21 protein-coding genes are annotated in these 20,183 nt (G+C 69.1%); 13 read left to right on the forward strand and 8 right to left on the reverse strand.

All coding sequences use genetic code 11. The annotated features are described in order from the left end of the window. From ACWPXE_RS25745 to ACWPXE_RS25765, 5 genes are all read right to left on the reverse strand, one after another. Nucleotides 1–705, reverse strand: a complete 705-nt coding sequence (locus ACWPXE_RS25745) for an ABC transporter permease (RefSeq protein WP_014238679.1) — start codon at nt 703–705, stop codon at nt 1–3. Nucleotides 706–810: 105 nt separating this feature from the next. Beyond that, on the reverse strand, nt 811–1,647 hold the full coding sequence (locus ACWPXE_RS25750) for a transporter substrate-binding domain-containing protein (RefSeq protein ID WP_114857878.1): 837 nt from the start codon (nt 1,645–1,647) through the stop codon (nt 811–813). A 121-nt stretch (nt 1,648–1,768) separates the two neighbouring features. Next, entirely contained in the window at nt 1,769–2,575 is an 807-nt protein-coding gene (locus ACWPXE_RS25755) for an ABC transporter ATP-binding protein (RefSeq protein ID WP_014238681.1), read from the reverse strand. A 151-nt stretch (nt 2,576–2,726) separates the two neighbouring features. Further along, nucleotides 2,727–4,406 carry a putative transporter gene (locus ACWPXE_RS25760; protein WP_454020133.1) on the reverse strand — a complete coding sequence of 560 codons (1,680 nt, stop codon included), beginning with the start codon at nt 4,404–4,406 and terminating at the stop codon, nt 2,727–2,729. Between the two features lie 71 nt (nt 4,407–4,477). Continuing rightward, the gene (locus ACWPXE_RS25765) at nt 4,478–6,157 is read right to left on the reverse strand and encodes a putative transporter (protein ID WP_454020134.1); all 1,680 of its coding nucleotides are present in this window, start codon (nt 6,155–6,157) and stop codon (nt 4,478–4,480) included. A 381-nt stretch (nt 6,158–6,538) separates the two neighbouring features. Between ACWPXE_RS25765 and ccmA the strand changes: the two genes are divergently transcribed. Together ccmA and ccmB are read left to right on the forward strand one after the other, a co-directional pair. Beyond that, a complete protein-coding gene (gene ccmA, locus ACWPXE_RS25770; RefSeq protein ID WP_454020135.1) occupies nt 6,539–7,225 on the forward strand; it encodes a heme ABC exporter ATP-binding protein CcmA in 687 nt (228 codons plus the stop codon). Beyond that, a complete protein-coding gene (gene ccmB, locus ACWPXE_RS25775; protein ID WP_014238686.1) occupies nt 7,222–7,887 on the forward strand; it encodes a heme exporter protein CcmB in 666 nt (221 codons plus the stop codon). Before ccmA ends, ccmB begins: the two co-directional genes overlap by 4 nt. A gap of 91 nt (nt 7,888–7,978) precedes the next feature. Here ccmB and ACWPXE_RS25780 read toward each other — a convergent pair whose 3' ends face one another. Further along, the gene (locus tag ACWPXE_RS25780) at nt 7,979–8,182 is read right to left on the reverse strand and encodes a FitA-like ribbon-helix-helix domain-containing protein (RefSeq protein ID WP_454020136.1); all 204 of its coding nucleotides are present in this window, start codon (nt 8,180–8,182) and stop codon (nt 7,979–7,981) included. A 216-nt stretch (nt 8,183–8,398) separates the two neighbouring features. Here ACWPXE_RS25780 and ACWPXE_RS25785 point away from each other — a divergent pair, with 216 nt between their 5' ends. The 8 genes from ACWPXE_RS25785 to ACWPXE_RS25820 all read left to right on the forward strand — a co-directional run bounded on the left by ACWPXE_RS25785 (nt 8,399) and on the right by ACWPXE_RS25820 (nt 15,405). Beyond that, a complete protein-coding gene (locus ACWPXE_RS25785; RefSeq protein WP_137103663.1) occupies nt 8,399–9,118 on the forward strand; it encodes a heme ABC transporter permease in 720 nt (239 codons plus the stop codon). Nucleotides 9,119–9,149: 31 nt separating this feature from the next. Beyond that, on the forward strand, nt 9,150–9,368 hold the full coding sequence (gene ccmD, locus ACWPXE_RS25790) for a heme exporter protein CcmD (protein WP_454020137.1): 219 nt from the start codon (nt 9,150–9,152) through the stop codon (nt 9,366–9,368). Beyond that, the gene (gene ccmE / locus ACWPXE_RS25795) at nt 9,365–9,820 is read left to right on the forward strand and encodes a cytochrome c maturation protein CcmE (protein ID WP_038525715.1); all 456 of its coding nucleotides are present in this window, start codon (nt 9,365–9,367) and stop codon (nt 9,818–9,820) included. Before ccmD ends, ccmE begins: the two co-directional genes overlap by 4 nt. 55 nt (nt 9,821–9,875) lie before the next feature. Next, nucleotides 9,876–11,867: a heme lyase CcmF/NrfE family subunit gene (locus ACWPXE_RS25800; RefSeq protein WP_454020138.1), complete on the forward strand. Its 1,992-nt coding sequence runs from the start codon at nt 9,876–9,878 to the stop codon at nt 11,865–11,867. A 13-nt stretch (nt 11,868–11,880) separates the two neighbouring features. After that, on the forward strand, nt 11,881–12,417 hold the full coding sequence (locus ACWPXE_RS25805; RefSeq protein WP_149164527.1) for a DsbE family thiol:disulfide interchange protein: 537 nt from the start codon (nt 11,881–11,883) through the stop codon (nt 12,415–12,417). A 23-nt stretch (nt 12,418–12,440) separates the two neighbouring features. Beyond that, a complete protein-coding gene (locus ACWPXE_RS25810; protein ID WP_454020533.1) occupies nt 12,441–12,914 on the forward strand; it encodes a cytochrome c-type biogenesis protein in 474 nt (157 codons plus the stop codon). Next, a complete protein-coding gene (gene ccmI / locus ACWPXE_RS25815) occupies nt 12,914–14,353 on the forward strand; it encodes a c-type cytochrome biogenesis protein CcmI (protein WP_454020139.1) in 1,440 nt (479 codons plus the stop codon). The genes ACWPXE_RS25810 and ccmI overlap by 1 nt, the downstream gene beginning before the upstream one ends. A 122-nt stretch (nt 14,354–14,475) precedes the next feature. After that, nucleotides 14,476–15,405: a DMT family transporter gene (locus tag ACWPXE_RS25820; protein WP_200475416.1), complete on the forward strand. Its 930-nt coding sequence runs from the start codon at nt 14,476–14,478 to the stop codon at nt 15,403–15,405. Nucleotides 15,406–15,409: 4 nt separating this feature from the next. Here ACWPXE_RS25820 and ACWPXE_RS25825 read toward each other — a convergent pair whose 3' ends face one another. Continuing rightward, nucleotides 15,410–15,823 (reverse strand): YkvA family protein, encoded by a 414-nt coding sequence (locus tag ACWPXE_RS25825; protein ID WP_454020140.1) that lies wholly within the window; start codon nt 15,821–15,823, stop codon nt 15,410–15,412. A gap of 156 nt (nt 15,824–15,979) precedes the next feature. Here ACWPXE_RS25825 and ACWPXE_RS25830 point away from each other — a divergent pair, with 156 nt between their 5' ends. From ACWPXE_RS25830 to ACWPXE_RS25840, 3 genes are all read left to right on the forward strand, one after another. After that, on the forward strand, nt 15,980–16,393 hold the full coding sequence (locus ACWPXE_RS25830; protein WP_454020141.1) for a rhodanese-like domain-containing protein: 414 nt from the start codon (nt 15,980–15,982) through the stop codon (nt 16,391–16,393). A gap of 1 nt (nt 16,394) precedes the next feature. Continuing rightward, nucleotides 16,395–16,829, forward strand: coding sequence for a VOC family protein (locus tag ACWPXE_RS25835; RefSeq protein ID WP_454020142.1), 435 nt, complete (start codon nt 16,395–16,397; stop codon nt 16,827–16,829). Between the two features lie 220 nt (nt 16,830–17,049). After that, the gene (locus ACWPXE_RS25840; protein WP_454020143.1) at nt 17,050–18,720 is read left to right on the forward strand and encodes a methyl-accepting chemotaxis protein; all 1,671 of its coding nucleotides are present in this window, start codon (nt 17,050–17,052) and stop codon (nt 18,718–18,720) included. An 86-nt stretch (nt 18,721–18,806) separates the two neighbouring features. Here the strand turns inward: ACWPXE_RS25840 and ACWPXE_RS25845 are convergent, their stop codons facing one another. After that, on the reverse strand, nt 18,807–20,042 hold the full coding sequence (locus ACWPXE_RS25845; RefSeq protein WP_035669763.1) for an argininosuccinate synthase: 1,236 nt from the start codon (nt 20,040–20,042) through the stop codon (nt 18,807–18,809). Nucleotides 20,043–20,183 lie beyond the last annotated feature (141 nt).

Below are 20,183 nucleotides of genomic sequence, written 5' to 3' on the forward strand. Positions count from 1 at the left end.
TCAGGCCCTCCGCACGCCGCGATTGGCGTAGCGCTCCGCCCGCTCGAACGCCACCGTGGAGACGGTGGTGAGCAGGAGGTAGAGCACCGCCGCGGTGGTGTAGAACAGGAACGGCTGGCGGGTTGACCCCGCCGCCACATGCGACACGCGCATGATCTCGGCCAGCGCCGTCACGGAGATCAGCGCCGTGTCCTTCAGGGTGAGCTGCCAGACGTTGCCAAGCCCCGGCAGGGCGTAGCGCAGGGTCTGCGGCACCAGGATGCGGCGCAGGATCAGCCAGCGCGACATGCCGCAGGCGCGCGCCGCCTCGATCTGGCCGTGGGGCACCGCCTGGACCGCGCCGCGGATCACCTCCGTCGAATAGGCGCCGGAGATCAGACCGACCGCCAGCACGCCGATGGAGAAGGCGTTCAGCTCGATGTAGCCCTCGTAGCCGAACACCCGGCCGACGGCCATGACCGCGCCGCTGCCGCCGAAGAACAGCAGGTAGATGACCAGCAGTTCGGGAACGCCGCGGACGACGGTGGTGTAGACCTCCGCCACGCCGGTGAGGGCGAGATTGCGGCTGAGCTTCGCCGAAGCGCCGAGCGAGCCGAAGACGAGGCCGAGGACGAAGGCCGACACCGACACGGCGACCGTCATCGCGGCCCCGCCGAGAAGCTGGCCGCCCCACCCGTTCGGGCCGAAGGAGAGAAGTTCGAACATGCGCTCCGAAATGGGCTCCGAAAGGGCTCCGAACCGGGTTCCCCTCCCCCGCGACGGGGAGAGGGGACATCCCTTCACATGATGGCCGGTTGCTTGATCGACCGGTTACTTGATCGAGATGTCGTAGCCGAAGTGCTGGGTGCTCAGCTTCGTGATGGTGCCGTCCTGGTTGGCCTCGGCGATGGCCTTGTTGAACAGCTCCTTCAGGTCGCCGTCGGCCTTGCGCAGGCCCACGCCCACGCCCTTGCCCAGCACGCCGCGCGCGAAGGCCGGGCCGAACAGGGTCATGCCGTTGCCGGCGTCGGCCTTGAGGATGGCGTCCACCGCCGAACGGTCGCCGAAGATGGCGTCGACGCGGCCGGCGGCCATGTCGATGCCGGCGTTGTCCAGCTTGTCGTAGGTGCGGACCGCCACCTGCGGCAGAAGCTTCTCCATGAAGTTCGCCTGGATGGTCGAGGTCTGCACGCCGACCGTCTTGCCCTTCAGCGCGTCGGCCAGGGCGGCGATGGCGGCCTTCGGGTCGTCCTTGGACAGGTCGTAGCGCTCGCCGGGGAAGGTCGCCTTGGCGAGCGGCGAAGTCTTCATGGTGCCGAACATCGACGGTTCGGTGCCGTAGGGGCCAGCGAAGGCGATGACCTTCTCACGCTCGTCGGTGATCGACATCGCCGCCATGATGGCGTCGTACTTGCCCTGCTGGATGGCCGGGATCATGCCGTCCCAATCCTGGGCGACGATCTCGCACTCGGCCTTCATCTTCTTGCAGAGTTCCATGGCGAGGTCCGGCTCGAAGCCGACCAGCTTGCCCGACGGGTCCGTCGCGTTCCACGGGGCGTAGGCGCCCTCGGTGGCGATGCGGATCTTCTTCCAGTCCTTGGCTTCGGCGGCGGTGCCGGCAACCGCCACGATGGCGCCGAGCGCCAGGGCCGCAACGATCTTCTTCACGGGAAAACCTCCTCTGTTCTGATGCCCTTATGGATGGCTCTTATGCTCGGGCAGGCTCTGAGGTTTACGGTTTTACAGCGTCAGTCAAGGGAATTGAGCGGGCCGTCCTCGCGCGATCGATTCAGCCGCCGCCGGACAGGTGGCGCGACAGGAACTGTCGCACGCGGTCCGATTCCGGATTGACCAGAACCCGGTCGGGCGGCCCCCGCTCCTCGATCCGTCCTTGGTGCAGGAACACCACCTCCGACGCGACCTCGCGGGCGAAACCCATCTCGTGCGTCACGAGAATCATGGTGTTGCCCTCCTCGGCGAGCTGGCGGATGACCAGCAGCACCTCGCCCACCAGCTCGGGGTCGAGCGCGGAGGTCGGCTCGTCGAACAGCATCACCTTGGGCTGCATGGCCAGCGCGCGGGCGATGGCGGCCCGCTGCTGCTGCCCGCCGGAGAGCTGCACCGGGTAGGACTCGGCCTTGGCCAGGATGCCCACCTTGTCCAGCAGCTTGCGGGCGCGGTCCACCGCCTCCGCCTTCGGGACGCCCAGCACATGGACCGGCGCCTCGATGACGTTCTCCAGGATGGTCATGTGGGTCCAGAGGTTGAAGCTCTGGAACACCATGCCCAGCCGGGTGCGGATGCGGTCCACCTGCCGGGAATCGGCGGGGACGGTCTGGCCGCCGCGCGCCTTCTTCAGGCCGATGGCCTCGCCGCCGATGACGATCCGCCCCTCGTCCGGCACCTCCAGCATGTTGATGCAGCGCAGGAGCGTGCTCTTGCCGGAGCCGGAGGAGCCGATCAGCGTGATGACGTCGCCTTCGCGCGCGGTCAGGGAGACGCCCTTCAGCACCTCCAGCGGACCGAAGCGCTTGTGGACATTCTCGACGAGGACGGCTTCGGGGGCGTTGGGATTCGTGGGCGGGTGTCGGTGCATGCGGGGCTTGTCGGCGGGGAGCGGGGCGGGGAACGGTCTGGACCGCCCAACCCTGGACGGTGCCGCTAGGCTAGACCGCCGGACAAACTCCCGCAACGCGGATTTTGCGGGCCCCGGGGCAACCGCGCGACGGGGGAAGCCGGCGGGTTTTTCACCACAGCATCAGCACCAGAAGCTGCGGCGCCAGGATGCGCAGGCACATGGCCAGCGGGTAGACGGTGGCGTAGGCCAGCGCCGGCGCCTCCGACGCGACCACCGCGTTGGCGTAGGCGAGGCCCGGCGGGTTGGTCTGCGCCCCGGCCAGCACGCCGCAGATGCTGAGGAAGTTCAGCTTCATCACCCCGCGCGCCAGCAGCCCGGTCAGCAGCAGCGGCACCAGCGTGACCAGGACGCCCCAGGCCATCCAGGGCAGCCCGGCGCCGCTCGCCATCGTCTCGACGAAGCGGTCGCCCGACGCGATGCCCAGCACGGCGAGGAACAGGACGATGCCGATCTCGCGCAGGGCGAGGTTGGCGGCGGGCGGCATGAACCAGACCAGCGGCCCGATGTGGCCGATGCGCGCCAGCACGATGGCGGCAATCAGCGGCCCGCCGGCCATGCCCAGCCGCAAGGGCGCCGGCATGCCCGGCAGGAACAGCGGGATGGCGCCCAGCAGCGCCCCCAGCGTGATGCCGACGAAGACCGGGATCATCTCCACCGTCTGCAGCCGCCGTTCGGAGTTCCCGATGATGCAGGCGGCCGCCTTGAGGTCGTCGGGCTTGCCGATCACCGTCAGGATGTCGCCGAACTGCAGCTTCAGCGCGGCGTTGGGCACCAGCTCCACCCCGGCGCGGTTGACCCGGCTGACCACCACGTCGCACGCCCCCTTCAGGTTCAGCGCGGCGATGGACTTGCCCAGCACCGGGTTGGCGGTGACGACGATGCGCTCCCACCGCAGGTCGCTGCCCTTGGTGGTCAGCCGGACGTCGGCCTCGCGCCCCATCAGCAGGCGGACCTGCTCCAGCCTCGGGCGCGGGCCGACCACGTGGAGCACGTCGCCTTCCTCCAGCCGGGTGTCCTCGCCGGGCACGCGGAGCTGGCCGCCGCGCAGCAGGCGCGACGCGCAGACCCCCAGGCTCGGCAGCAGGGTCAGGTCGCCCAGCCGCACCCCGCGCAGGGCCGGGTTGGTGACGGCGATGTCCATGGTGTCGAGCGCTGCGACCTCGGCGCGCCGGGCGGCCTCGAAGGCTCTGGCCTCCTCCTGCGGGTCGATGCGGAAGACGATCCGCACCACCGCCATGGCCAGCAGGTTGCCGGCGATGCCGAAGGGATAGGTGACGGCGAAGGCCAGGCCGGGCAGGGCCATCACCGCGGCGTCGGCCCCGACCTCCTTCAGCACCTGCTGCGAGGCGGCCAGCGCCGGGGCGTTGGTCACCCCGCCCGCGAAGACGCCGAGACCGGAGCCCAGCGGCACGAGATCGAACAGCACCAGGATCGCGGTCAGCAGGATGCTCGACCCGACCATCAGCAGCGCCAGCCCGTTCAGCGCCAGACCGGACTTCTTCAGCGCCGCGAAGAAGCCGGGGCCGACCTGGATGCCGATGGTGTAGACGAACAGGATCAGGCCGAAGTCGCGGATGAACTCCATCATCTCGGCGTTCAGCGTCACCCCGGCCTGCTTGGCGAAGTGGCCGACCGCGATGCCTGCGAACAGCACGCCGCCAATGCCCAGCCCCACGCCGCGCAGCCGTATGTGGCCGAGCGCCAGCCCGAGGGCCGAGGTGATGCCCAGCATGAACACCACGCGCGCGATCGGCGGCATGGCCAGGAAGAGTTCGATGAGCGCGTGCATGGCCGCGTCTCCTCATGCGAGGACAGACCGCCCGCCGATCCCGTGGGAGGCGCCCTTTCCGGGCCGGCCCCTTACCAGAGGAACAGGACGATCAACTGCGGCGCAAGGATACGCAGAAACATAACCATAGGGTAAACAGTGGCATAGGCGAGGGCGGGAGCCTCCGATGCGCTCATTGCGTTTGCAAATGCGAGCGCGGGCGGGTCCGTCATGCTGCCGGACAGCAGCCCGCAGATCGTCAGGTAGTTCTGCCGGGCGAAGGCCCGCGCGATAAAGCCGACGACGAGCAGCGGGATCAGCGTCACCAGCACGCCGCAGCCGATCCACAGCAGCCCGTCGCCGTGCACCAGCGTCTCGACGAAGCGGTCGCCGGACATCAGCCCGACCACCGCCAGGAACAGGACGATGCCGATCTCGCGCAGCGCCATGTTGGCGGCGGGCGGCATGAACCAGACCAGCGGCCCGATGTGGCCGATGCGCGCCAGCAGGATCGCCGCCACCAGCGGCCCGCCGGCCAGACCCAGCTTCAGCGGCGCCGGCATCCCCGGAATGTAGAAGGGTATGGAGCCGAGCAGCACGCCCAGCAGGATGCCGATGAAGACCGGCACGAACTCCACCTGCTGGAGCCGCCGCGCCGAGTTGCCCATCAGCGCCGCCACCCGCTGGAGGTCCGACGGCTTGCCGATGGCGGTCAGGATGTCGCCGAACTGGAGGTGCAGGGCGGGGCTCGGCACCAGCTCCACGCCCGCCCGGTTGACCCGGCTGACCACCACGTCGTAGGCGTCGGCGAGGTCGAGCTGGCCGATGGCCTTGCCCAGCACATGCTCGTTGGTGACGACCAGCCGGTCCCAGCGCATGTCGGTGCCCTTGGTGGTCAGGGTGACCTCCGCCGCCTCGCCGAGCAGGCGCTTCGTCGCCTCCAGCTTGACCCGCGGCCCGACCAGATGCACGACGTCGCCGGCGCGCAGGCAGGTGTCCGGGTGCGGCACCTGCAGCCGCCCCTCGCGCAGCAGGCGGGAGATCATCACACCCTGGTCGCCGAACAGCTCCATGTCGCGCAGCGGCAGCCCCATGGCCGACCGGTTGCGCACGGCGACGTCCAGCGTCTCCAAGGTTTCCACCTGGGCGCGGCGCTTGCGTTCGAAGGTCTCGGCCTCCGCCGCCGGGTCGATGCGGAAGACGACGCGGATCATCCCCATGGTGATCAGGATACCGACGATGCCGAAGGGATAGGCGACGGCGTAGCCGAGGCTGGGCGTGTTGATCTCCGCCGCCGAGGCCCCGACCTCGCGCAGCATCTCTTGTGCGGCACCCAGCGACGGCGTGTTGGTGACGGCGCCGGAGAAGATGCCGAGCACCGCCGGCAGCGGCACCCCGCCGATCTCGTGGATCGCCACCGCCACCAGCACCCCCAGCCCGACCAGCGAGGCGGCCAGCAGGTTCAGCGTCAGGCCCGACTTCTTCAGGGCGGCGAAGAAGCCGGGGCCGACCTGCACGCCGATCGTGTAGACGAACAGGATCAGCCCGAACTCCCGCATGAAATGCAGGACGTGATGGTCGAAGGTCAGGCCCAGCGCCTTGGCGACGTGCCCCGCGGCGATGCCGGCGAACAGCACCCCGCCGATGCCCAGCCCCACGCCGCGCACCTTGATCTGCCCCAGCGCCAGCCCCGACGCCGCCACCACGCTGAGCATCAGCATGATGCGGGCGATGTCGGGAAGGCCGTTGAACAGGTCGATCAGCACGGTCATGGCAGGCACCCGGTCCGGTTGAGCATTGAGGGGGCGAAGGCGCCTATGAATGCCCGCTCCGCTTCGCCCGGGCAATGCCCCGGAATGGAAAGGGACATTCATCGGATCAAAATTTCGCCACTTTCTGGTCCTAAACCGGACGGAGCCTTACGGCATCAAGTGGCTGGCCGGACCCGTGAACCCCTGCGGCCCGGCCCCTAAGCGACGATCAGGGCTCCGGTTTTCCGGCGTCCCCAGCCAGGCCCCGGCTGGATCGACGGCCATCGCAAGAACCCCCTTGCGATGGCCGTTTCTTTTTTGGGGCCGTTTCTTTTTGGCACCCGGACGGGCTGTGCTATAGCTCCCCCCGCCCCGTCCACCGCAAGAGCCCTGCCCGTCGCCATGCCCGTTTTCGCCGGTTCCGCGCTGACCTGCCTCCGTGGTGACCGGCTGGTCTTCACCGGGTTGGACTTCCGGATCGCGCCTGGGGAGGCGCTGTTCCTGCTCGGTCCCAACGGCAGCGGCAAGTCCAGCCTGCTGCGCGTCATGGCCGGGCTGCTCAAGCCGATTCGCGGCCGGCTCTCCTGGGACGATGTGGCGGTCTCCGACGATCCCGACGGCCACCGCGGCCGCATCCACTATGTCGGCCATCTCGACGCGGTGAAGCCGGTACTGAGCGCGGTGGAGAACCTGTCCTTCTGGGCCACGCTGGGCGGCGCCGCCGACCCGCGGGGCAACGCGCTGAAGGCGCTGGACCGGCTGGGCGTGCCGCACATCGCCAACGTGCCGGGGCGCTACCTGTCGGCGGGGCAGAAGCGGCGCCTGAACCTCGCCCGCATCATCGCCGCCCCCGCCGCCCTGTGGCTGCTCGACGAGCCGACCGTGGCGCTCGACCGCGCGGCGATCACCTTGTTCGAGGAGATCATCGCGGAGCATCGGGCCGCCGGTGGCATGGTCGCCGTCTCCACCCATGTGGACATCGCCATGCCCGGCGCTGGCGAGCTGCACCTCGACGAGTTCACCCCCGTCCCCCACGACGGGGACGACGGGGGCGAGGACGACGTTTTAGAAGAGGAGGACGCGGCGTGACCCGCTTCCTGCGCCTGATCGGACGGGACCTGCGGCTGGCGCTGCGCCAGGGGTCGGACGCCAGCATCGCCGTGATGTTCTTCGTGCTGTGCGTGGTGCTGTTCCCCTTCGGCGTCGGGCCGGAGCCGAACATCCTTGCCCGCATCGCCGCCGGGGTGATCTGGGTGGCCGCCCTGCTCGCCTCGCTGCTGTCGCTGGAGCGGCTGTTCCAGAACGACTACGAGGACGGCTCGCTGGAGCTGCTGTCGCTGTCCACCCTGCCGATGGAGGCGGTGGTGCTGGCCAAGACGCTGGCCCACTGGCTGGTGACCGGCCTTCCCCTGATCGCCGCCGCCCCGCTGCTGGCGCTGCTGCTGAACATGGACGCGGAGGGCTTCGGGGTGCTGGTGCTGACCCTGCTGGTCGGCACGCCGATCCTCAGCCTGATCGGCAGCATCGGCGCCGCGCTGACGCTGGGCGCCCGGCGCGGCGGCGTGCTGCTGTCGCTGCTGATCCTGCCGCTCTACATCCCCGTGCTGATCTTCGGGGCTGGGGCCATCGACGCCGCGCTGAACGGCCTGACCCCACGTCCGCATCTGCTGCTTCTGGGCGGCCTTCTGGCCGGCGCCCTGCCGCTCGCCCCCTGGGCCAGCGCCGCCGCCCTGCGTCAGGCGGTGGAGTAGGCTCACTCAAGAGCGTTCAGGACGAGAACGCTGCCCGAGCTTCATGGCTTGCCGATCCGCTGCGACCGCTCCTCCCGCATCTCAGCGGAAATCACACCGCTGTCGGAAATGACACGCCCCCGAAACCGGCCCGAAGCCGGTCCGCGCGCTCCCAGAAATCCTCATGGCTCCGGCGGACGGATTGGGCCAGCGTTTCGCGCACCTGCTCTTCCAGCGACCGGCCGGCGGCACTGGCGCGGTCGGTCAGAGCCTTCAGAACCGAATCGTCGATGTCGCGCACGGTGATCATGCCCATGGCAGCCCCTCGGACTTTTTTGCCCATCCCACACCAACGTAGCATGGAAAGGCCGCGTCAACCCGTCGTACCGTCAGTGCGACAGGCCGCCGCACCGTCCTGAAAACACCACGGTGTGCGGCCATGTTTCCTGACCAAGATCAAGGCGAAACCCCTCGCGCTGGGGCATCACTGAGCTTATATCGTCCGCAGCACGACCAGAGGCCCATAGGTCCTATGCATCGATTTGCAAATCCTGCCCGCTTCCAGCGCCTGTCGGCGGCGATCCTGCCCTGGACGGCGGGGGCGACCGTGATCCTGCTGATCGTCGGGCTCTACATCGCGCTGATCGGGTCGCCCCGCGACTATCAGCAGGGCGACACCGTGCGGATCATGTACATCCATGTCCCCGCCGCCTGGATGAGCCTGTTCGTCTACGTCAACATGGCCATCGCGGCCGCCTGCGGGCTGGTGTGGAAGCATCCGCTGGCCGACCTGTTCGCCAAGGCGGCCGCCCCGGTCGGCGCCGGCTTCACCTTCATCTGCCTCGTCACCGGCTCGCTGTGGGGCGCGCCGATGTGGGGAACGTGGTGGGTGTGGGACGCGCGGCTGACCAGCGTGCTGATCCTGTTCTTCCTCTATCTCGGCTACATGGCGCTGGTGAACGCCTTCGACGACCCGCAGCGCGGGACGCGGGCGGGCAACGTGCTGCTTCTCGTCGGCATCGTGAACGTGCCGATCATCAAATTCTCGGTGGACTGGTGGAACACCCTGCACCAGCCGGCCAGCGTCATCCGCATGGGCGGACCGACCATCGACGGGTCCATGCTGGTCCCGCTGCTGGTCATGGCGCTGGGCTTCACCGCTTACTTCATCACCGTGGTCCTGCTGCGCCTGCGGGCGGAGATCGTGCAGCGCAAGATCCAGACCATGCGCCTGACCGAGGCGCAGGGCTGAGGCGCGGGCGCAGACTGGGCCGGAGGCAAGGATGACAGAGTTTTTCGCGATGGGCGGCTATGCCGCGTATGTCTGGTCGTCCTATGCGCTGGCGGCGCTGGTGATGGTCGGCCTTCTGGCCGCCACGCTGAAGGCGTTGCGCGGTGCCGAGACGACCCTGAAGGCGCTGGAAGGCAGCCGCCCGCCGCGGCGGCGCCGGGCGCGCAACGGAGCTGCGGCGTCGCCCGCGGCGGAGGTTGGTGAAGGATGACCCGCAAGAAACGGCGCCTCTACATGCTGGGCCTCGCCCTGCTGGGCCTTGGCGCGGCCACCGCCCTGACGCTGACGGCGTTCGAGGACAACATCGTCTTCTTCTTCAGCCCCACGCAGTTGCAGACCCAGGACATCGGCGACCGCAACTTCCGCCTGGGCGGTCTGGTCGAAGAAGGCAGCGTGAGCAAGATGCCCGACGGGGTGACGACGCAGTTCCGCGTCACCGACACGGTGCACACCGTCGCCGTCAGCTACCGCGGTCAGCTTCCCGACCTGTTCCGCGAGGGGCAGGGCGTCATCACGGAAGGCCGCATGATCAACGGCGTCTTCCAGGCGCGCGAGGTGCTGGCCAAGCACGACGAGAACTACATGCCGCCGGAGGTCGCCGCCGCGCTGAAGGAGGCGGAGCACTTCAAGGCGAACTCGAAGGAGCAGAAGCCCAGCTCGTGACGCTGGCGGCTTCTCCACTCCTCCTCATTCCGTTCTTTTAGGGAGCATCGGGCCCGTGATTCCCGAACTCGGCCATTACGCGCTGGTGCTGGCGCTGTTCGTGGCGCTGGTGCAGTCCGGCGTCCCCCTGGTCGGCGCCGCCACCGGCAACGCCGCCTGGATGGGCGTCGCCCGCCCCGCCGCCATCGCGCAGTTGCTGCTGGTGCTGGTCGCCTACGGCGCCCTGACCTGGGCGCATGTGGTGTCGGACTTCAGCGTGTCGAACGTGGTCCAGAACAGCCACTCGATGAAGCCGATGCTCTACAAGGTGTCGGGCGTGTGGGGGAACCACGAAGGCTCGATGATGCTGTGGGTCGTCATGCTGACCGCGTTCGGCGCGGCCGTCGGCATCTTCGGGCGCAACCTGCCGCCCTCGCTGAAGGCCCGCGTCATCTCCGTCCAGGGCATGATCGGCGTCGGCTTCCTGCTGTTCATCCTGATCACCTCCAACCCCTTCATCCGCGTGGTTCCGGCGCCGCTCGACGGCAACGACCTGAACCCGCTGCTGCAGGACCCCGGCCTCGCCTTCCACCCGCCCTTCCTCTACGCGGGCTATGTCGGCTTCTCCATCGCCTTCTCCTTCGCGGTCGCCGCGCTGATCGAAGGGCGCGTCGACCCGGCCTGGGCGCGCTGGGTGCGGCCCTGGACGCTGGCCGCATGGTCGACGCTGACGGCCGGCATCGCGCTCGGCTCCTGGTGGGCCTATTACGAGCTGGGCTGGGGCGGCTGGTGGTACTGGGACCCGGTCGAGAACGCCTCCTTCATGCCTTGGCTGGCCGGCACCGCGCTGCTGCACTCCGCCATCGTGGTGGAGAAGCGCGACGCGCTGAAGACCTGGACCATCCTGCTGGCGATCATCACCTTCTCGCTGTCGCTGATGGGCACCTTCCTGGTGCGGTCGGGCATCCTGACCTCGGTCCACGCCTTCGCGGTGGACCCGGCGCGCGGCGTCTTCATCCTGGTCCTGCTGGCCATCGCCACCGGCGGCTCGCTGCTGCTCTACTCCGTGCGGGCGCCCAGCCTGAAGACCGGCGGCCTGTTCGCCCCGGTCAGCCGCGAGGGCTCGCTGGTGCTGAACAACCTGCTGCTGTCCACCGCGACGGCGACGGTCTTCATCGGCACGCTCTACCCGCTGTTCCTCGACGTGCTCGACCTCGGCAAGGTGTCGGTCGGCCCGCCCTTCTTCAACGCCACCTTCATCCCCGTCGCCATCCCGATGGTGATCGCCATGGTGGTCGGCCCCTTCCTGGCCTGGAAGCGCGCCGACCTGCTGGGCGCCCTGACCCGGCTGTGGACGGCCGGCGTGGCGACCGTGACCTGCGTCGCCATCGCCGCCTACGTCACCAACGGCGGCGGGCCGCTGCTGGCGCTGGTCGGGGTCGCGCTCGCCGCCTGGGCCTTCTTCGGCTCGCTGGCCGAGTTCGCGGAGCGCATCCGCCTGTTCCGCATCCCGGTGAAGGACAGCTGGAACCGCGCGGTCAACCTGCCGCGCAGCGCCTGGGGCATGACCATCGCCCACGCCTCCATGGGCATCGCCATCGCCGGCATGACCGGCACCTCGGCCTGGCAGAGCGAGACCATCCAGGCGATGAAGCCGGGCGACAACGCCACGGTCGGCGCCTACGCCGTGCATTTCGACCGCGTCGGCACGATGCAGGGGCCGAACTACAGCGCTGAGCAGGGCGTCTTCACCGTCACCCGCGACGGCAAGACCATCGCCACCCTGACGCCGCAGCGCCGCAGCTACCCGGTCACCCGCATGACGACGACCGAGGCGGCGATCCACACCACCTGGCTGTCCGACGTCTACGTGGCGCTGGGCGACCCGACGCAGAACGGCACGGCCTGGACCGTGCGGCTGTACCATCACCCGCTGGTGCCGTGGATCTGGATCGGCTCGCTGGGGATGATGCTGGGCGGGCTGGTCAGCCTGTCCGACCGCCGCTTCCGCGTCGGTGCCCCGGAGCGCCGCCGCGCCGCCAAGGGCAATCTTCAGCCCGCCGAGTAAGGACACGCTTCCGATGCGCCGCCTGATCTATCTGTTGCCGCTGCTGCTGTTCGTCGGTGTCGGCGTGGCCTTCCTGCGCGGGTTCGACCGCGACCCGCGCGACATCCCCTCCGCCCTGATCGACAAGCCGGCGCCGGAGTTCGCCCTGCCGCCGCTGCCGGGCCACAAGGAAGGGCTGTCCAACGCGACGCTGAAGGGCGACGTCACGCTGGTGAACGTCTTCGCCTCCTGGTGCATCCCCTGCAAGGCCGAGCACCCGATCATCACCCGGCTGGCCCGCGAGCAGGGCGTGACGGTGCGCGGCATCAACCACAAGGACAAGGCGGAGGACGCCATCGCCTGGCTGAACCGCAACGGCGACCCCTACGCCAGCATCGGCGTCGACCTGGACGGCCGCGTGTCCATCGACTGGGGGGTCTACGGCGTGCCGGAGACCTTCCTGCTCGACCGCCAGGGCCGCATCCGCTTCAAGCATGTCGGCCCCCTGACCCCGCAGGTGGTCGAGGAGCAGATCCTGCCCATGGTCAAGCATCTGCGGAGCGCGTCGTGAGAGCCCTTCTTTCCACGACCTTGATGGCCGTCCTGCTGGCGTTGACCCCGGTCGCCGCCTCCGCCGTCCAGCCCGACGAGGTGCTGAAGGACCCGGCGCTGGAGGGCCGCGCCCGGGAGATCAGCAAGGATCTGCGCTGCCTCGTCTGCCAGAACCAGTCGATCGACGATTCCAACGCGCCGCTCGCCCGCGACCTGCGCGTTCTGGTCCGTGAGCGGCTGACCGCCGGCGACAGCAACCAGCAGGTGCTGAGCTTCGTCACCGACCGCTACGGCGACTATGTGCTGCTGCGCCCGCCCTTCAAGGCGACGACGCTGTTCCTGTGGATCGGCCCCTTCGTGATCCTGGCCATCGGCGGCGTCGTGACGGCCCTGTACCTGCGCGGGCGGAAGGGGGCTGCCGCCGATGGCCCGATGACCGCGGGCGGCGACACCGCCCCGCTGACCGAGGACGAGCGACGGCGCCTGGACGCCCTGCTCCGCAAGGACAAAGCCTGATGCTGTTCTGGATCGTCGCCGCCGCCCTGACGGCGGCCGTGGTGCTGCTGATCGTGCCGCCGCTGCTGAGGAAGCCCGAGGGAGCCGCCGAGGAGCGGGCCGCCTACGACCTGGAGGTCTACCGCGACCAGCTGGGCGAGCTGGAGCGCGACCAGGGCCGCGGCCTGATCAGCGAGGCGCAGGCCGCTGCCGCCCGCGCCGAGATCGGCCGCCGCATGCTGGCCATCGCCGACCACGGCAAGGGCTCCGCGAAAGACGCGAAGAAGAGCAAGGTGCCCGCCGCCCGCGCCCCGCGCAGCGCGATGGCGCTGGCCGCCCTGCTGGCCGTCCTGCTGCCGCTCGGCACGCTGGCCGTCTACGGCAAGCTCGGCCGTCCCGAGTTGCCGGCCCAGCCGCTGGCCTCGCGCAATCTGGATCATGAGCGCGGCGGGCCGCCGAAGAACGTGCTGGCGGCGATGGACAAGCTGAAGGCCCAGCTCGCCGAGACCCCCGACGACCCGCAGGGTTGGGCCATCCTCGGCCAGGCCTACGCCAAGATGGGCCGCCTGCCCGAGGCCGCCGACGCGCTGGGCAAGGCGGTGGCCCTGGCCGGCGACGATCTGGAGCTTCTCGGCAGCTACGGCGAGGTCCTGATCTCGGCCAATGGCGGTACCGTTCCGGACGAGGCCCGCAAGACCTTCGACCGCGTGCTGGCGAAGGACCCCAAGGAGCCGCGCGCCCGCTTCTACGCCGCGCTGGCCCGCTTCCAGGCCGGCGACACCAAGGACGCGCTGGAGCGCTGGAGCGCCCTGCTCGCCGAGTCCCACGCCGACGCGCCCTGGGTGCCGATCGTCCGGACGCAGATCGCGGAGGCCGCCAAGGCGCTGAACCTCGACCCGGCCAAGGTGACGCCGGAACCGCTGCCCGCCCAGCAACAGCCGCCGGTCGCCCAGAACCAGGGCCAGAATCAGGGTCAGGGCCAAGCGCAGGGCCAGACCGAGGGCGAGGACCAGCAGATGATCCGCGGCATGGTCGACGGGCTGGCCGCCCGGCTGGAGGCCAACCCGGACGACGTGGACGGCTGGCTGCGGCTGTCGCGCTCCTACGGCGTGATGGGCGAGTCGGCGAAGGCCATCGACGCCGCCCGCAAGGCGCGGGAGCGGGCGCCCCAGCGGCCCGACGTTCTGGTCGCCTACGCCTCTGCCCTGCTGTCGGCGGAGCCGCGGAGCAGCAAGCCCGGCCCGATGCCGGAGGAGGCCGTCGCCTCGCTCCGTCAGGCGCTGGCGGCCGAGCCCGACAACCGCGACGCGCTCTGGCTGCTCGGCCTGAACGCCGCGGGCGTCGGCCAGACCGCCGAGGCCACCGATCTGTGGACCCGCCTGCTGGCTCAGTTCAAGCCGGAGGAGCCGGAATACACGCTGATTCGCGCCCGCCTCGAGTCGCTGAAGGCCGGCGGCTGATCCTCTCCCGAATGTCCCTTGCACCCTGGCCGGTCCGAAGAGCAGGATAGCGATGCACGCTGGGGTGGCGTTTCCGGCAATGGAGCGCCACCCGCAGGCCGATCCGCCAGGGACGCGACCGATTGCCCACCCACGCGCTCACCGCCAAAGGTCCCGCCACCGGCCCCGGCATGGCGGGAAAGCCGTTGGAGGCGGCCTTCTGGATGCTGGGGGCCGCCCTGTTCATCGCCATCGGCAACGCGATGATCCGCCATGTCAGCGGCGAGCTTCATCCCTTCGAAATCGTCTTCTTCCGCAACCTGTTCAGCCTGATGTTCATGCTGCCCTGGATCGCGGCGGTCGGGCTGGGACGGCTGCGCACCGGGCGGGCGGGGCTCTACGCCTCGCGCTCGGCGACCAGCTTGGTGGCGATGCTGTGCTGGTTCTACAGCGTCACCCACATGCCGCTGCCGGACGCCACGGCGCTCAGCTTCACCATCCCCCTCTTCGTCACCGCCGGGGCCGCGCTGTTCCTGAACGAGACGGTGCGGGCGCGACGCTGGGCCGCCGTCCTGGTCGGGCTGGCCGGGGTGATGATCGTCATCCGCCCCGACGACGCCACCCTGGACCCGACGATCCTGGTCATGCTCCTGCATTGCGTCGCCGCCGCCATAACCACGCTCCAGGTGCGGGCGCTGGCGACCTCCGACGGGGTGATGGTGGTGGTCGCCTACATGGGGCTGTTCCTGACCCCGATGGCGCTGGTGCCGGCGCTGTTCGTGTGGGAGTGGCCGAGTTGGACGGCGCTCGGCTGGCTCGTCCTGCTGGGCGGCATCCTGACCCTGGGACAGTTGGCGATGACCCGCGCCTTCAAGCTGGCGCCGGCCTCGGCGATGATGCCCTACGATTACGCCCGCCTGCCCTTCACCGCCCTGCTCGCCTGGCCGCTGTTCGGCGAGGCCATGGACGTCTGGGGCTGGGTCGGCGCCGGGGTGATCGCCGCCTCCGCCCTCTACACCGCGCACCGCGACGCCGCGCAGTCACGCGCGGAGCGGAGTGCGGCCAAGGCGTGAGCCGTCAATGCTCCGCGGCAGGCTTCATCCGCTGTTCCTTGCGCAGGGCGGCGCGGGCGCGATCCTCATGCTCGGGCTTCAGATTGCTCCGCACCGCATGGACGGCCGTGGCCAGAACCGCCGCGTCGTCCACGAAACCGACCGCGATCAGCCAGTCCGGGATCGAGTCCGCGGGCAGCACGAAATAGGCCAGCGCCGCCATCAGGATCGCCTTCGCCTTGAAGGGCGTCTGCGGGTCGGTCGCGCAGAAGAAGGCGGCCAGCGCCTGCTCCAGGAAGGGAACGCGGTGCAGGTTGGCGCGCAGCGTGTTCCAGAAGCGGCGGCGGACGTAGCGCTCGTTCCGCTCCACGCGGACGGGATCAATGACGGTGGGCAAAGCGGCGGCGGCTTCGGTGGGTCCGTCGGTGGCGATCGGCATGGCTTTCCCTGGGCTCCCCCTGCACCGGCCGCCCTTCCCGGTGGACCGGGCGGGGCGGCCTGTTGCACAGTTGCGTGGAGTGACAACAGCGCAGACGCGCCAACGGTCCCGCCAAGGGTTCGACTACGGCCAAAGGGTCAGAAGGAGGAAACCGCCATGCCGATGAAGAAGGGCTACAAGGAGTTGCTGGCCGAAGCGAACGCCCGCATCGAGGCGATCACGCCACAGGAGGCGCTGTCCCTGCACGGCGACCCCGACGTGGTCTTCGTCGACATCCGCGACCCGCGCGAGCTGACGCGCGACGGCATGATCCCCGGCGCCTTCCCGGCCACCCGCGGCATGCTGGAATTCTGGGTGGACCCGGACAGCCCCTATCACAAGCCGGTCTTCGCGTCGGGCAAGCGCTTCGTCTTCTACTGCGCCAGCGGCTGGCGCTCGGCGCTCGCCACCGACACCGTGCAGTCGATGGGGCTGGAGAACGTCTGCCACCTCGAAGGCGGCTTCAAGGGCTGGAAGGAGGCCGGGCTGCCCGTCGCCATGCCGCCCGCCACCGAACGCAAGGGAAGCTGAGATGGACCAGAGAGTCAGCCTGATCACTCTGGGCGTTGCCGACCTCGCGCGCAGCCGCCGCTTCTACGAGGAGGGGCTGGGCTGGACCCCCTCTCCGGTCAGCCAGGACGCCATCACCTTCTACCAGCTGGGTGGCGTGGCGCTCGCCCTGTTCGGGCGGGAGGCGCTGGCCGAGGACGCGCATCTGGCGGAGTCCGGCCCGACCTCGGGCTTCGGCGGCATCACACTGGCCCACAACCTGCGCAGCAAGGCCGAGGTGGACGCCGTGATGGCCCAGGCCGAGCGGGCCGGCGGGCGCATCCTGAAGCCGGCGCAGGATGTCTTCTGGGGCGGCTACAGCGGCTATTTCGCCGATCCGGACGGCCATCCCTGGGAGGTCGCCTGGAACCCCTTCGCCGCGCTGGGCGAGGACGGGAGCTTCAGGCTGGAAGGGTGAGGGGCACGTCGTCCATCTGCAATCTTTGATCGAGAATGCGGTGGAGGCGTCTGACGCCGTTCGGACCAGGACACCGTCATGACACCCATGACGGTGTCGTTCAAAAACGAAGAATGTTACTTTTTGACGAAATATATTTTCGTTAAAATGTAGATCAATATTAATATGTACCATCCACGATGCAATGACCTGCAACGTCAACGCATCGTGGAACCAGCCGATGTCTACGGTCAAAGCACGCCTTTTGGTTGCTCTCTCTGTTCTGTGCTTCTTTCTTTTCGCGATTGCGGCCACCGGCTGGCTGGCCCTTGGGCAGTCGCACCAGGGCATGGAGACGGTGTTCAAGGACCGCGTCGTCCCGCTGCGCGACCTGAAGGTCGTCTCCGACATGTTCGCCGTCAACATCGTCGACACCACGCACAAGGTGCGCGGCGGCGCCGAGACGTGGGAAGGCGGTCTCAAATCCATCGATGCCGCGCTCGGCGAGATCGCGACGCGCTGGTCGGCCTTCACGGCCACTTCGATGAACGCCCGCGAAAAGGAGCTGGCGAACGAGGCCGAGCGCCACATGGGCAAGGCGCGCGCCGCCGCGACGACCGCCCGCGCGCTGATGCAGGCCAGGGATCAGGCCGCGCTCGAAGCCTTCGCGGTGTCCACGCTCTACCCCAGCATCGACCCGGTGGCGGCGGCCGTCGGCAAGCTGGTCGACCTGCAGTTGAAGGAGGCCGAGGCCGAGTATGGGCGGACCAACGCCGCCTACGACACCTCCCGCTGGATCCTGGGGATCGCGGTGCTCCTCGGCGTTCTGGCCGCGGCCTTTGCCGTGACGACGACGCTGTTCCGCGTGGTCGGCCCGCTGCACGCCATGGCCGAACTGATGCAGCGCCTCGCCAAGGGCGATCTCGGCATCACCGTCGACGGCACGGACCGAATGGACGAGGTCGGCACGCTCGCCCGCTCGCTGGCGGTGTTCAAGGACTCCGCCGCCGCGAACCGCCGGATGGCGGAGGAGCAGCGCCAGGAGCAGGCCCGCAAGGAAGCCCGGCAGGCGCTCGTCGAGACGTACATCGTCGGCTTCGACAGCACGGTGCACGCGACGCTGAAGATGCTGGCCTCCGCCGCCACCGAGATGCGCGCCACCGCGGAGTCGATGTCGTCCACCGCCGAGGAGACCAGCCGGCAGGCGTCGACGGTCGCCGCCGCGTCGGAGCAGGCGACCACCAACGTCCAGGCGGTTGCCGGAGCCACCGAGGAGCTGTCCGCCTCCATCACCGAGATCGGCCGCCACGTCGCGACCTCCACCACCATCGCCGGCAACGCCGTGGAGGAGGCGGCCCGCACCGACCGGACAGTCCAGGGCCTGGCGGAGGCCGGTCAGAAGATCGGCGAGGTGGTCGGGCTCATCAAGGCCATCGCCGACCAGACCAACCTGCTGGCGCTCAACGCCACCATCGAGGCCGCGCGCGCCGGGGAGGCCGGCAAGGGCTTCGCCGTGGTGGCCTCGGAGGTCAAGTCGCTGGCCAACCAGACGGCCAAGGCGACCGAGGAGATCGCCACCCAGATCCAGACGATCCAGGGCGTGACCACCGAAACCGTCCGCGCCATCAAGATCATCGGCGGGACGATCGGGGAGATCAACGGCATCGCCACCACCATCGCCGCCGCGGTGGAGGAGCAGGGTGCTGCCACCGGCGAGATCGCCCGCAACGTCCAGCAGGCCGCCCACGGCACGACAGAGGTGTCGGGCAGCATCGTCCAGGTTCATCAGGCCGCGGTGGAGACCGGGTCCGCCGCTTCCCAGGTGCTGTCGTCTGCCGAGGAACTCAGCCGGCAGGCGGAAACGCTCCGCCTGGAGGTCGAGCGCTTCCTCGTCAACATCCGGGCGGCGTGAGCGGCGTTCCGCACCACGCAGCCATCGCCCGAAACGAAACGAGGGGGCCGAAGCCCCCTCGTTCCACGTTCACAACGGTCTCGCGCTTACTTGACGTTCGCGCGGGCCATGGCGCCCAGACGCAGGCGGAGCGCGTTCAGCTTGATGAAGCCTTCCGCGTCCTTCTGGTTGTAGACGCTGTCTTCCTCGAACGTCACATAGTCCATGCGGTAGAGGCTGTTCGGCGACTTGCGGCCGACGACCGTGACGTTGCCCTTGAACAGCTTCAGGCGGACCACGCCGTTCACCGGCTCCTGGGTCTGGTCGATCAGGGCCTGGAGCGCCAGACGCTCCGGGCTGAACCAGTAGCCGCAGTAGATCAGCTCGGCGTAGCGCGGCATCAGCTCATCCTTCAGATGGCCGGCGCCGCGGTCGAGCGTGATGCTCTCCATCGCGCGGTGGGCGGCCAGCAGGATGGTGCCGCCCGGCGTCTCGTACACGCCGCGCGACTTCATGCCGACATAGCGGTTCTCGACGAGGTCGAGGCGGCCGATGCCGTTCTCGCCGCCCAGACGGTTCAGCTCGGTCAGCAGGGCCGCCGGGGACAGGGCCTTGCCGTCGATCGCCACGGCGTCGCCGCGCTTGAACTCGACCTCGACGTAGGTCGGGGTGTCCGGGGCCTTCTCCGGGGCGACGGAGCGGGTGTACATGTCCTCGAACGGCTCGACCCACGGGTCCTCCAGCGCCTTCCCCTCGTAGGAGATGTGCAGGAGGTTGGCGTCGGTGGAGTACGGGGCCTCGCCGCGCTTGTCCTTGGCGATCGGGATCTGGTTCTTCTCGGCGTAGTCGATCAGCCGGGTGCGGCTGTTCAGGTCCCACTCGCGCCACGGGGCGATGATCTTGATGTCCGGGCGGAGCGCGTAGTAGCCCAGCTCGAAGCGGACCTGGTCGTTGCCCTTGCCGGTGGCGCCGTGGGCCACGGCATCGGCGCCGACCTGGTTGGCGATCTCGATCTGGCGCTTGGCGATCAGCGGCCGTGCGATCGAGGTGCCGAGCAGGTAGGTGCCCTCATAGAGGGTGTTGGCGCGGAACATCGGGAACACGAAGTCCCGCACGAACTCTTCGCGCAGGTCGTCGATGAAGATGTTTTCCGGCTTGATGCCCAGAAGCTCGGCCTTCTTGCGCGCCGGCTCCAGCTCCTCGCCCTGGCCGAGGTCGGCGGTGAAGGTCACCACCTCGCATTGATAGGTTTCCTGGAGCCACTTCAGGATCACCGAGGTGTCGAGGCCGCCCGAATAGGCGAGCACCACTTTCTTGATCTGTTTGCCGGACGCACCGCTCATGGGACTACTCACGCGGGTGGGGAAAAATATCGGTGCCGGACAGTAGCCCTACGACCGATGCGAATCAATCGGTCCCGCTCGGTCCCAAGGCAATCGCTCGAAGGGGACGCCGCTTGGCCGGGGGGCAAGATCGACACGGAT

The organism is Azospirillum sp. Marseille-Q6669 (assembly GCF_965111635.1).

What these genes read in the sequence shown, in the direction of transcription:
- ACWPXE_RS25745 (WP_014238679.1), bottom strand. Translation starts at nt 705, where the DNA reads ATGTTCGAACTTCTCTCCTTCGGCCCGAACGGGTGGGGCGGCCAGCTT.
- ACWPXE_RS25755 (WP_014238681.1), bottom strand. Translation starts at nt 2,575, where the DNA reads ATGCACCGACACCCGCCCACGAATCCCAACGCCCCCGAAGCCGTCCTC.
- ACWPXE_RS25760 (WP_454020133.1), bottom strand. Translation starts at nt 4,406, where the DNA reads ATGCACGCGCTCATCGAACTCTTCCTGGCCATGCCGCCGATCGCGCGC.
- ACWPXE_RS25765 (WP_454020134.1), bottom strand. Translation starts at nt 6,157, where the DNA reads ATGACCGTGCTGATCGACCTGTTCAACGGCCTTCCCGACATCGCCCGC.
- ccmA (WP_454020135.1), top strand. Translation starts at nt 6,539, where the DNA reads ATGCCCGTTTTCGCCGGTTCCGCGCTGACCTGCCTCCGTGGTGACCGG.
- ACWPXE_RS25780 (WP_454020136.1), bottom strand. Translation starts at nt 8,182, where the DNA reads ATGGGCATGATCACCGTGCGCGACATCGACGATTCGGTTCTGAAGGCT.
- ACWPXE_RS25785 (WP_137103663.1), top strand. Translation starts at nt 8,399, where the DNA reads ATGCATCGATTTGCAAATCCTGCCCGCTTCCAGCGCCTGTCGGCGGCG.
- ccmD (WP_454020137.1), top strand. Translation starts at nt 9,150, where the DNA reads ATGACAGAGTTTTTCGCGATGGGCGGCTATGCCGCGTATGTCTGGTCG.
- ccmE (WP_038525715.1), top strand. Translation starts at nt 9,365, where the DNA reads ATGACCCGCAAGAAACGGCGCCTCTACATGCTGGGCCTCGCCCTGCTG.
- ACWPXE_RS25805 (WP_149164527.1), top strand. Translation starts at nt 11,881, where the DNA reads ATGCGCCGCCTGATCTATCTGTTGCCGCTGCTGCTGTTCGTCGGTGTC.
- ACWPXE_RS25810 (WP_454020533.1), top strand. Translation starts at nt 12,441, where the DNA reads ATGGCCGTCCTGCTGGCGTTGACCCCGGTCGCCGCCTCCGCCGTCCAG.
- ccmI (WP_454020139.1), top strand. Translation starts at nt 12,914, where the DNA reads ATGCTGTTCTGGATCGTCGCCGCCGCCCTGACGGCGGCCGTGGTGCTG.
- ACWPXE_RS25825 (WP_454020140.1), bottom strand. Translation starts at nt 15,823, where the DNA reads ATGCCGATCGCCACCGACGGACCCACCGAAGCCGCCGCCGCTTTGCCC.
- ACWPXE_RS25830 (WP_454020141.1), top strand. Translation starts at nt 15,980, where the DNA reads ATGCCGATGAAGAAGGGCTACAAGGAGTTGCTGGCCGAAGCGAACGCC.
- ACWPXE_RS25835 (WP_454020142.1), top strand. Translation starts at nt 16,395, where the DNA reads ATGGACCAGAGAGTCAGCCTGATCACTCTGGGCGTTGCCGACCTCGCG.
- ACWPXE_RS25840 (WP_454020143.1), top strand. Translation starts at nt 17,050, where the DNA reads ATGTCTACGGTCAAAGCACGCCTTTTGGTTGCTCTCTCTGTTCTGTGC.
- ACWPXE_RS25845 (WP_035669763.1), bottom strand. Translation starts at nt 20,042, where the DNA reads ATGAGCGGTGCGTCCGGCAAACAGATCAAGAAAGTGGTGCTCGCCTAT.